The sequence below is a fragment of the Flavihumibacter sp. CACIAM 22H1 genome, assembly GCF_001601815.1.
In the GTDB taxonomy this organism is placed as follows: Bacteria; Bacteroidota; Bacteroidia; order Chitinophagales; family Chitinophagaceae; genus Flavihumibacter.
In genome coordinates, this window is record NZ_LUKG01000047.1 from 1 (window position 1) to 10,686 (window position 10,686).

Consider the following 10,686-nt stretch of genomic DNA (forward strand, 5'->3'; position numbering starts at 1 on the left):
CCAATTCCATACTATTCAATTCCTGTTTTCCGAAATAGAAAGTTTCGTTTTCCCTTATTTTTTGTAACCAGGCTGCAGGGTTGGCCAGTTTTTGCCGGTACCGTACTACGGTTGAATGGGCGGTGAAAATAGCGTATCGTTCATCAATGGAGTGTTCTAATCCGGAACGCTTAAAGGCCGCTCTTAACCGGTCCCGAACATAATTCAGGGCATCGCCTGATACAAATCCGCGAAGCATAATGGCGGCAGGCGACAGGGTTATGCCCCGGAATTCGAGCGTGCAGGGAGGCTGGTTGCGAAGTACTTCCCCGATTATTGCTGCATAGGCTGCCGGGTTAACCTGATTCAGTTGAAAGCCCTCATAACAGGAAATAATGGAAAGAATAGTTACATGTATATCTGAATCGGGATAATAATATTGGTTGGGATCAATAGCCTTGAATGTTTCCAGGAACTGCCGGATCGAAGTGCGAATGGCCTTATCCGGACGGGTTAGCAGGGTTATTCCATAACGCTGATCAAGGTCGGCATATAATAGTTCATTGATGGTGTAGGTGCCGGTTTCCAGAGCCCGAACCCCCTCCCTAAAAAACTGGTCATAATGCGCTTGCAGCTCCATATAAAACCGGGTTTATTATTGGTGTAAGGCCAATGCTTTGCAGAGAATAGTTGTTATGCTATCCAACGGCAGATCTTTAGCCGGATTTACCCGTAATAGTTTCATTCTCGAACGATTGCCTGTTTCCAATTCCGGGTTGTTAAGGTATTTTCCATCCGCCCATAGAATATATGGTTCGTCTGATTTTTTATCTGTCCACAAGTAACAGATTATTTTCCTGTTATAGCAAAAACAAGGCATTCCATACTTGAATGTTTCACTTATATTACTGTCCTGGTTTAGAATGATAGCACGTAAAGCATATAGGCAGCTTTTGGCTGGCTCTGCTTTGGTAAGGTAATAGGTTTGAAGCTTTTCTAACATATTACTGAAGTTTCAGGTAGGAATTTCACCATTTCCTGGGTTTAATAAGCAATTGATTGGCAGGTTCATGGATCCAATTCCTGTCATCTACGGTAAATTTATAAGAATATTAATAAACAGGTTTGGTTTGGGATAGAACCTTTTCAGCAACCTGGTAGCTTTTGACGGTGGATTTTTTATATGACCTTCTAGCACGTGTCTTAGTAGCGCAGGTTCAGGTGGAACAATTTCCAGGCATATAATTGTCCGGCTGGCCTACCAAAACCGATTATCCATCTGTTCCTGTGAATAGGGTACAGGCAACCGGAGACAAAATGTAAAAGCGTGTAATTACAACCATACTGGTTAGTGCTTTTTTTATGCTTTTTTCTTCGAGGATTTAGCTTGCGCGTTATAGGCCAGGCAGGTATTTATCCAGAATTCGAAGGCTTTTTTTGTTTTAATGCCACAGGGTTCGACATAACAATAACCTTTATACTCTTTGTCCTTCATTAGCATGGGCAGGTAGCCGGTTCGGGTTTCCAGTTCTTTTTGCAGTTCCGGGTCAAAGCGGCACATCAGGTTGTCTCCACTGATATTGATGCACATTTTACCATTTACCAGGAAAGCAAGTCCCCGAAACATTTTCTTCTCTTCGATTTTTAGGGACGGCAACTGGCTTAAGTAGCTACGTACCTTGTCTGCGAGTAGTATATTATAGGCCATGGAGGAGGAATCGGGGTTGGGTTATCTGTTCAGTATTGAAGGGTGGTATCAGTTTCGGTTGGGCTCGGGCAAAATATTTTCCTGTTCCATTGAAAATATAACACTGGTAATTTTCCATTCATTGTTTATGTTGACTAAGCCCCAGGATTCTTTACCCCACAATCCTTTTTTGCCACCTGCCCAGTAACTGAAGTCAAAGGTTAGAGCCGCTATATTTCCATCCGTCTCAATATGTACGTTATAAAATTTTTCCTCCTTGACAGAACCCTGGCTTACACTTCGAAACCAGGTTTTGTGATCAGAGCTTTTATAATTTGAAAGGCTAGCATCTTTTTCTTTCCGTTTTTCCTGTGTATGGTTTTTGTATACGCCCATCCATGTTACGGGCCCATCATAAAATAAGTTATAAAACCGGGCACTGTCCCTGGTTTTTAAACAGTCCATAAATGTTTCCAGTACATTCTGAAGCGCTGCGTTAGAGGATACAGATGGTGTTTGTTGCTGCGTGTAAGCCAGTTGCTGGCAGAAAAAAAATGTACTGACGGCAATAAAATATCTTTTCATAATGGTTTAATTCAATGCCTGTAAAATGGGTGTGTTTATTAATTAGTACTGGAAATGCTTCGCCGGATAAATCCCGGCGGTGGGGAATCACAGGATAACTGTTGTCAATTTAGGAATTAAGCACTGATCCTTCAAAAGGGCCCGCTGTTTTTGTTCTAAGGAAAAGGTTAATTTTTTAGCAGAATTAAGCAAATGTGATATGCCTTCTTCCGGCAAATTGTGGTAGTTTCAGAAAAACGATTCAATATGCCCCGTAGTTTTTTCTTTTGCTTTGCCCTGTTGTTAAGTATTTGCACCCGGGCCCAATCCTTTGAGCCCAATTGGGAATCGCTCAATAAACGCGGTATACCCGCCTGGTTCAACCAGGAAAAGTTCGGCATATTTATTCATTGGGGTGTTTTTGCCGTGCCATCCTATGCACCTGTAATTCCAAATAGCGGAGATAGTTATGCGGAATGGTATTGGTACCGGATCCATAACAAGCAAAAAAATTTCTGGGATTTTCATGTCAAAAACTATGGTGCTTCCTTTGCCTACCAGCAATTTGAGCCGCTATTCAAAGCGGAGCTTTTTAACCCCGATCAGTGGGCCGAACTCTTCAAAAATGCCGGTGCCCGTTATGTTGTACTAACCTCTAAACACCACGAAGGATATACTCTTTGGCCTAGTGCAGAAGCGGATAAAGCCTGGGGAAGGCCCTGGAATGCTGTTTCGGGTACACCTCAACGTGATTTGCTGGGCGATCTTACCAATGCTGTACGTACTAAGGGGTTGAAAATGGGTTATTATTACTCGCTTTATGAGTGGTATAACCCTATCTGGCTCTATGATAAAAAGAAATATGTGGAAGAACATATGTTTCCCCAGTTTAAAGACCTGGTAACCCGTTATAAGCCCTCGGTTATCTTTTCCGACGGCGAATGGGATCTTACGGATACTGCCTGGAAAAGCCCGGAATTAATGGCCTGGTTATTCAATGAATCGCCGGTTGCCAAAGAAGTGGTTATAAATGATCGCTGGGGCAAACATAACCGCGAAAAAAATACCGGTTCTACCTATACCACGTCCGAGTATGGCAGTGGTATGGATGCCAGCGTGGTTTGGGAAGAAAACCAGGGAATCGGCCATTCCTATGGCTATAATCGAAATGAAAACCTCACCGATTATAAATCCAGCGATGAGCTGATCCTGATGCTGATCGATATTGTGTCGAGAGGCGGTAACCTGCTATTAAATGTAGGGCCTACTGCCGATGGCCGTATCCCTGTTATTCAACAGCAGCGCCTGCTTGATATGGGGGCCTGGCTCAAACAGAATGGCGAAGCTATTTATGGCACAACTGCCCTGAAATCGCCTTACCAATGGTCGCCCGGGAAAATGCCGGAAAAAAAGGGTGCCTCTTATATGGCAGGCTACAGTATCGCCAAAATGACGGAACCTAAGAAAGAAGACGCTTATGTGGAAGCTTTTTTTACCCAAAAAGGACGCGATCTCTACATTATACTACCGCGTTATGTGACCCATTTCACCCTTCGGGATAAAACCATTGCGGCAGGTGCAACGGCCAGTTGTTTAGCCAATGGATTACCCGTTCAACTGAAAAAATCAGGAAAGAACCTGGTCTTTGATTTAAGTACGTTCCGACCCGATCAATTGCCTGCCAAACACATTGTGCTTAAGGTCAAAAATGCCGGTGCATTGTGATTCTCGGCTTTGCACCTTATCTTGGGGCGTTGAATACGACCTTTTATGGATGAGCAAATGATCGAAAGCCTGCGCCAGGCACTGGCAGTTTCTCCGGAGAATATTCCATTGAAATTGCACCTTGCACAGGTACTGCACCAGGCCAACCGCCTGGAGGAAGCAGAAAAAGAGTATACCGAATTAATGCGTCTTACCAGAGATGAAAAACCCAGAATAGGGCTGGCCCGCATATTTTTTGCGCAGGGTGCCTATTCAAAATGCAATGTAATCCTGGAACAATTACTGCAGGATTCCAATGAACTGGAATACCTCCTGCTCCACAGCCGGGCCCTATTGCGGGAAAAAAGGATCGCAGACGCCATGCAGGTATACGAACAGGTACTACATCTGCAACCAAATTTTCAGGACGAGGAACTGGATAAAGCGTTGCGGGTTTCCGGGGCAATGGTTACCGAAGAGGACAGCGATTTCGCCGGTCATACGGTGCAACGTCCAACCGTTGGGTTCCAGGATGTGGGTGGAATGGACGGGGTGAAAAAAGAAATCGAACTCAAAATCATTAAACCCCTGCTGCATCCTGAGCTGTACAAAGCCTATGGTAAAAAAATCGGAGGAGGAATTCTGCTTTATGGCCCGCCGGGTTGCGGTAAAACTTTTATTGCCCGGGCCACAGCGGGGCAGGTAAATGCGCAATTTATAAGTGTAGGACTGAACGATATCCTTGATATGTGGATCGGGAATAGTGAAAAAAACCTGCACCAGGTGTTTGAAATTGCCCGGCAAAACACGCCCTGTGTATTGTTTATTGATGAAATTGATGCGTTGGGTGCCAGCCGATCTGATATGAAACAATCGGCCGGTCGCCATCTTATCAATCAGTTTTTGCTGGAGCTGGACGGCATTGATTACAGTAATGAAGGCATTCTGATAATCGGCGCTACCAATACCCCCTGGCACCTCGATACGGCATTTCGCCGGCCCGGCCGGTTCGACCGCATTTTATTCATTCCTCCGCCCGATGAATCTGCCAGGGCTTCCATTCTGCGTTTAAAGCTGGCCAATAAGCCGGTAGCATCTGTCGATTATGAAGCTGTTGCAAAGAAACTGGAACATTATTCCGGAGCCGATATTGAGGCAGTAATTGACCTGGCCATTGAAGAGAAACTGGATGCTGCGTTTACTACCGGAATTCCGGAGCCCATTTCTACCAAAGATTTGTTACAAGCTGCCAGGAAACATAAACCCAGCACCCAGGAATGGTTTTCAAAAGCAAAAAATTTTGCGCTCTTCGCCAATGAAGGCGGATTGTACGACGATATTCTTTCTTACCTGAAAATAAAAAAATAGTATGTCGGATCTAGCATTGCAACGTATTGAAGTATTACTGCAACAGGAGCGTTATGCAGAAGCGGAGGAACTGCTACAGGAATTGTTCAGAAATGACCCGACAGATGCATTTGTACTATCCCTGCTGGCCGAAGTTAAACTTCGCTCCGGCGATTTTCCTGCAGCACATCATTATACCGATCAAAGCCGGGCAATTGATCCCAATAATCCACGGCTTTATTACCTGAAAGCAAGAATTCAGTACCAGGAACATAAAACTGCAGATGCCCTGCAAGCTATTGACGAGGCCATTCAGCTGGATCCGGAAGATGCGGACTATTATGCCCTGAAAGCAGCCATACTGCTGCAACAGAAAAATTTTGAAGCAGCCCTGGATGCAGCCGATGAAGCCCTGGACCTGGATGCAGAAAACCTGCTGGCATTAAATATGCGCACTACTGCCTTACAAAAATTAGATCGTGCTGAAGATGCTTTTTTAACCATTGAAGGTGCGCTTCGCGAAGACCCCAATAATTCCTATACGCATTCTAATTATGGATGGAACCTATTAGAAGCCGGTAACCACAAAAAAGCACTGGAACACTTTAAGCTGGCCCTGCAGAACGATCCGGGTAATGAATATGCGCAACAGGGAATGGTGCAGGCCATCAAAGCCGGCAACCCGGTTTACCGGCTTTTTCTGAAATACAGTTTTTTCATGACCAACCTTACCGGTAAATACCAGTGGGGGGTGATCATCGGATTTTATGTGGGGGTGCGGATTTTACGCGGACTGGCAGCCAGTAATGAAGCCCTTCGGCCCTTCCTGCTGCCATTGATTATTCTTTTAACCCTGGTGGCATTTTCTACCTGGATCATTACGCCGGTCAGCAATCTCCTGTTCCGGCTTCACCCGTATGGAAAATTTATGCTCGATAAGGAAGAAATAAAATCCGCCAATTTCGTGGGGCTTAGTCTTGCTGTTAGTTTGCTGGGATTTATTGCCTTCCTGTTCAGCGGTGTACCTGGTTGGATGGTACTGGGTTTCCTGGGTTTTACGCTTACTATTCCTCTCGGCACCATGTATGCCAGCTCCAATACCAGGTGGGTATTACTTTGGTACCCGGCCGCTATGGCCCTTGTGGGCGCCCTTGCCGTAGTGGAAACCTTGCGCACGGGCGAGCTCTTCAATGCCTATAGCACTGCCTACCTGATTGGCCTGTTCGCTTACCAGTGGATAGCCAATGCGCTGGTAATTCGGGAAAACCGGTAGGTTTATTTAAGGTAAACGGCTTCAAAACGGGCAAGGGGGGCCATGCGGGCTTTGTTCAGTACCAGTTTGTCGCCATCCAGGTTATAATTGTCGGCCATTTCCAGCACTTTCGTAAAGCGGGCTTCGATATCCATATCCGGGCAAGCCATCAGGGTGCCGGCCATTTTACTAAAGCGGATCCGATTGCCTTCCTTCAGCTCAAAGCTTCCCATAAAGCTATTACAGCCGCCTTGTGCAGTTATCCGGTTGCCGGCAGTGTGAAGGATCATATGAGGCTCTTTCTGCGAACCGGCCGGAAGGCTTACCGGTTGGCCATTGAGCTCAACCAGTTTCCAGTATTTTTCAGTGAGCCCGCTTTGCTCCTTACGTAGTATATATTTACCTGCAAGCCCCCCATTTACCTGTTTACCCTCGCTGTCCAGCTGAAAAAGCTGGTTTTCACCTACTTTATACTTACCGGGATCTTCGCCTGACAGCTGTATTGCCGTACCCCTGCTGTCCCAGGTAAAACTGCCAGTACTCGTAATAAGCTCGTTCGATTTTCCTTTATACAACCGCGTAAGTGTATACGTTTTATCCGCCATGAGTTGCAGGGTTGTTTCAATGCCTTCGCAATCTGCGCAGGGCAGCGTACCGGTATAAACCCCGATCCAATCCACCGAGGTCATGCTATTATCTCCGGTGGCACCGCTTGTGCTGGTGGCAGGCGTTTTGCATGCTGGTATAACTGCTAGCAGCAAAGCAAATAGGAAAAAGCTATAAATCTGTCGCATAGTAGGTGTTTTTCAGGTTGAACAAGTATTGAACAGTTATATGAAAATTATGTTGAATATAAATGCTGATTTTATGCAGCTATTGGACGGTTTAAACAGCCACGGGTTTAATCTTCCTGAATTTGAACAATTTCTTCTATATATAATATAATCTTAACGCACTAATTACTAATAATCATAATTTTACAATTAAAACTAAAACCATGCAAAAGAAAATCCTGTTCAGTATGTTAGCAGGTTGCTGTTTGGCCCTTACCAGTTCCGCCCAGGTTGCCATAAAACCTGCCATTGGTATTAATGCAACGGACTTTTCAAAAGATCCTGCATCCGGGGAATATAAGGGACGAATTGGGTACCAGATCGGGGGATCGGTGGCCATTGGGAAAAAGGTCTATTTTGAACCGGGTATTTTTTATGTAAAAAAGACCACTGAATACGTAACCGAAAGTACGCCGGAACTGGAAAACCAGGATTTTAATATTTCCGGAATCCGGGTACCGTTAACGATCGGGTTTAATCTTTTAGGCAACCAGTCATCTGTTGTCGGGCTTCGGGGTTTTGGTGGGGTGTCTGCATTTTTCCTGACCGATATTAAAGACCTCAATAAAGACGATTTTAAATCAGCCAGTTGGGGAACCTACCTGGGAGTGGGGTTGGATGTAACTATTGTGTTTGTGGAAGCTTCCTATGAATGGTCACTCACCAACTTGCAGAAGAATATTGAAACCATTGATGTAGGTAAAACCCGTTCTCTTTTTGTACATGCAGGGGTACGGATTCCGATAGGTGGTAAATAAAGATAGATTTTTAATCAGAATAGGCAACCAGGCTTCGGCCAGGTTGCCTATTTTAGTTGGTGCTTAGCCAACTATAAAAATCAACCAACTATGCGCTTTTTTATCTTGTACTGCTTCGTATTTTTTGCATGCTGCTATGCAAACGCACAGGATACCAGCCGGCTCGAACTCTGGTATAAACAACCCGCAGCCAATTGGAACGAAGCCCTGCCCGTAGGTAATGGCCGGCTCGGAGCCATGGTTTTTGGAGATGTGGTGCGCGAGCGGATACAGCTGAATGAAGAAAGTCTTTGGGCCGGAAGCCCTACTGCAGCCGATGCAAACGCTGCAGCCCGCTTGCCGGAAATCCGGGAAAACCTGTTAAAGGATTCCATCCGCACAGCAATGGCGTTATCTGAAAAATACCTCCGTAGTAAACCCATGCGAATAAGGTCTTACCAATCGCTTGGTGATCTTTATATTGATTTTTTTCCGGATAAATCAGCGCGCCCCAACATCAGCGACTATACCAGAAAACTAGACCTGGCTACGGGAATAACCACTGTTTCCTATACCTATAACGGGGTTCGGTTTAACCGCGAAGTATTTGTATCGGCCCCTGATAATATAATCGTACTGCGCTTATGGTCTGATCAGCCCGGTGCTATTCATTGCCGGCTTTCACTTGATAGGGAACAAGATGCCCTGGTAGTTCCGGACGGCGAGAAAGGCCTGGTACTGAAAGGACAGGTGCTTGATCTGCCTGATGAAGATGCCGGCCCGGATGGCTTGCATATGCGTTTTGCGGCTAAACTAACGGCCATGCATACTGGTGGTACCGTTCAGTCGGTTAATAACAGTTTATATGCTAAAGGAGTTACCGAACTGGTGGTTTACCTGACTGCTGCAACAGATTATAACATGGCTTTACTGGATATGGATCCGCGTATTGATCCGGTTCAGCAATCATCCCTCTTATTACAAAAAATCGGTACAAAAACCCTTGCAGCCATCCGCGCAGATCATATAAAAGACCATACAGCCTTCTTTAACCGGGTAGATTTATCCATTGGCTCTGCTGCCAAACGTCTGCTGCCAACAGACGAACGTATTAAACAGGTAAAAGCAGGCGCAGAAGATGTAGACCTGGCCGTACTGCAATTTCAATACGGGCGTTATTTATTGATGGGTTCATCCAGATCACCAGGCATATTGCCGGCTAATTTGCAGGGTATCTGGTGCAAGGATATGAATGCACCGTGGAATGCCGACCTTCACACCAATATTAACCTGCAAATGAATTACTGGCCGGTTGAATCGGCTAATCTTTCCGAAGCATTTTTACCATTTTCCAATTTTGTGAACCTGCTTCGGGTACCCGGCAGGGTTACTGCTTCCAAAACATTTGGGTCGGGCGGGTGGACAGTTAACCACCTTACCAATCCGTTTGGTCGAACCTCTATTTCAGACGGGGTTAGCTGGGGCACTTATCCTATTGCCGGCTCCTGGTTATCCCTGCACTTATGGGAACATTTCCAGTTCACAAAAGATACTGCTTACCTACGTACGCAGGCATGGCCGGTACTGCGGGAGGCAGCGCTGTTTATACAGGGCTTTCTGGTAAAAGATAGCCAGGGCTATTGGGTAACAGCGCCTTCAACCTCTCCTGAAAATGCGTTTAAACTTCCGAATGGCGAGGTGTATGGGCTCAGCTATGGGGTTACCATGGACATACAAATTATCCGCGAATTGTTTGCAGCCTGTAAAAAAGCAGCTGCCTTACTGAAAACCGATAAAGAGTTTATAACGACCCTTACTAAAATCGAAAAAGACCTGCCACCCATTCGGGTAAGCAAGCGCTATGGTATTGTACAGGAATGGATCCATGATTATGAAGAAACAGAGCCCGGGCACCGGCATATGAGCCAGTTATTCGGTTTATACCCCGGTACGCAAATCAATCGTAAAACACCTGAATTATTTGAAGCAGCCCAACGTACCATAGAGCGCCGCCTCCAATATGCACAGGGTGGTACGGGTTCCTATACCGGCTGGAGTAAATCCTGGATTATCAATTTTTATGCACGCTTGCTGAACGGCGATCTTGCCTGGAAAAACCTCCAGGATATGCAGCGCTATCTTACACTTCCGAATTTGTTTGATGATCATCCGCCGTTCCAGATTGATGGAAATTTCGGTCTTACGGCTGGCATGATTGAAATGCTGCTGCAATCACATACCGATACACTTCAACTATTACCTGCCCTGCCCGCCTCCTGGCCAAATGGTGCGGTAAAAGGCCTTAAGGCAAGAGGAAACCTGCAGGTAGATATGCAATGGGAACAAGCTCGCATAAAAACCGTGCGGCTACTTGCACTTGCACCATATACCGGACAGGTATCTGTGCAGGGGAAAATAAGAAAAATTACCCTTAAAACCGGTGAGCAGTTTCAATGGAATCCCTGATTTTTTGGGAAGGCAGCAAGCAAAGAATTGGTATTTTTAACAGATGAATCGTTTGGTCTGTTATATGTTGCTCCTGTTGCTGGCCAGCTTTCCGGCATCTGCACAGGAAGATAGTTC

General features: G+C 45.6%; 10 protein-coding genes. 5 read left to right on the forward strand and 5 right to left on the reverse strand.

Translation table 11 applies throughout. From position 1 onward, the window contains the following. The 4 genes from A1D16_RS13395 to A1D16_RS13410 form a co-directional block, all read right to left on the reverse strand. Positions 1–619: hypothetical protein (locus A1D16_RS13395; protein ID WP_290710283.1), on the reverse strand; the 619-nt coding region annotated here is incomplete at its 3' end. Positions 620–634: 15 nt separating this feature from the next. After that, the gene (locus A1D16_RS13400) at positions 635–982 is read right to left on the reverse strand and encodes a DUF1801 domain-containing protein (RefSeq protein WP_290710285.1); all 348 of its coding nucleotides are present in this window, start codon (positions 980–982) and stop codon (positions 635–637) included. Between the two features lie 357 nt (positions 983–1,339). After that, positions 1,340–1,687 (reverse strand): TfoX/Sxy family protein, encoded by a 348-nt coding sequence (locus tag A1D16_RS13405; protein WP_290710286.1) that lies wholly within the window; start codon positions 1,685–1,687, stop codon positions 1,340–1,342. 48 nt (positions 1,688–1,735) lie between these two features. Next, positions 1,736–2,251, reverse strand: coding sequence for a hypothetical protein (locus A1D16_RS13410; protein WP_290710288.1), 516 nt, complete (start codon positions 2,249–2,251; stop codon positions 1,736–1,738). Between the two features lie 246 nt (positions 2,252–2,497). Here A1D16_RS13410 and A1D16_RS13415 point away from each other — a divergent pair, with 246 nt between their 5' ends. Genes A1D16_RS13415 through A1D16_RS13425 form a run of 3 tightly spaced genes read left to right on the forward strand, consistent with a single transcriptional unit; the run spans position 2,498 to position 6,554 of the window. Beyond that, positions 2,498–3,955 carry an alpha-L-fucosidase gene (locus A1D16_RS13415; RefSeq protein WP_290710290.1) on the forward strand — a complete coding sequence of 486 codons (1,458 nt, stop codon included), beginning with the start codon at positions 2,498–2,500 and terminating at the stop codon, positions 3,953–3,955. 45 nt (positions 3,956–4,000) lie between these two features. After that, positions 4,001–5,302 (forward strand): AAA family ATPase, encoded by a 1,302-nt coding sequence (locus A1D16_RS13420; RefSeq protein ID WP_290710292.1) that lies wholly within the window; start codon positions 4,001–4,003, stop codon positions 5,300–5,302. Position 5,303: 1 nt separating this feature from the next. Further along, the gene (locus tag A1D16_RS13425) at positions 5,304–6,554 is read left to right on the forward strand and encodes a tetratricopeptide repeat protein (protein WP_290710315.1); all 1,251 of its coding nucleotides are present in this window, start codon (positions 5,304–5,306) and stop codon (positions 6,552–6,554) included. A gap of 2 nt (positions 6,555–6,556) precedes the next feature. Here A1D16_RS13425 and A1D16_RS13430 read toward each other — a convergent pair whose 3' ends face one another. Next, positions 6,557–7,327: a copper resistance protein NlpE N-terminal domain-containing protein gene (locus tag A1D16_RS13430; RefSeq protein WP_290710317.1), complete on the reverse strand. Its 771-nt coding sequence runs from the start codon at positions 7,325–7,327 to the stop codon at positions 6,557–6,559. A gap of 203 nt (positions 7,328–7,530) precedes the next feature. On the opposite strand from A1D16_RS13430, the gene A1D16_RS13435 reads away from it, so the two are divergent. Next, the gene (locus A1D16_RS13435) at positions 7,531–8,124 is read left to right on the forward strand and encodes a porin family protein (protein ID WP_290710319.1); all 594 of its coding nucleotides are present in this window, start codon (positions 7,531–7,533) and stop codon (positions 8,122–8,124) included. Positions 8,125–8,214: 90 nt separating this feature from the next. After that, positions 8,215–10,569, forward strand: a complete 2,355-nt coding sequence (locus tag A1D16_RS13440) for a glycoside hydrolase family 95 protein (protein ID WP_290710321.1) — start codon at positions 8,215–8,217, stop codon at positions 10,567–10,569. Positions 10,570–10,686: the final 117 nt, after the last annotated feature.

What these genes read in the sequence shown, in the direction of transcription:
- A1D16_RS13415 (WP_290710290.1), top strand. Translation starts at nt 2,498, where the DNA reads ATGCCCCGTAGTTTTTTCTTTTGCTTTGCCCTGTTGTTAAGTATTTGC.
- A1D16_RS13400 (WP_290710285.1), bottom strand. Translation starts at nt 982, where the DNA reads ATGTTAGAAAAGCTTCAAACCTATTACCTTACCAAAGCAGAGCCAGCC.
- A1D16_RS13430 (WP_290710317.1), bottom strand. Translation starts at nt 7,327, where the DNA reads ATGCGACAGATTTATAGCTTTTTCCTATTTGCTTTGCTGCTAGCAGTT.
- A1D16_RS13425 (WP_290710315.1), top strand. Translation starts at nt 5,304, where the DNA reads ATGTCGGATCTAGCATTGCAACGTATTGAAGTATTACTGCAACAGGAG.
- A1D16_RS13420 (WP_290710292.1), top strand. Translation starts at nt 4,001, where the DNA reads ATGGATGAGCAAATGATCGAAAGCCTGCGCCAGGCACTGGCAGTTTCT.
- A1D16_RS13410 (WP_290710288.1), bottom strand. Translation starts at nt 2,251, where the DNA reads ATGAAAAGATATTTTATTGCCGTCAGTACATTTTTTTTCTGCCAGCAA.
- A1D16_RS13440 (WP_290710321.1), top strand. Translation starts at nt 8,215, where the DNA reads ATGCGCTTTTTTATCTTGTACTGCTTCGTATTTTTTGCATGCTGCTAT.
- A1D16_RS13405 (WP_290710286.1), bottom strand. Translation starts at nt 1,687, where the DNA reads ATGGCCTATAATATACTACTCGCAGACAAGGTACGTAGCTACTTAAGC.
- A1D16_RS13435 (WP_290710319.1), top strand. Translation starts at nt 7,531, where the DNA reads ATGCAAAAGAAAATCCTGTTCAGTATGTTAGCAGGTTGCTGTTTGGCC.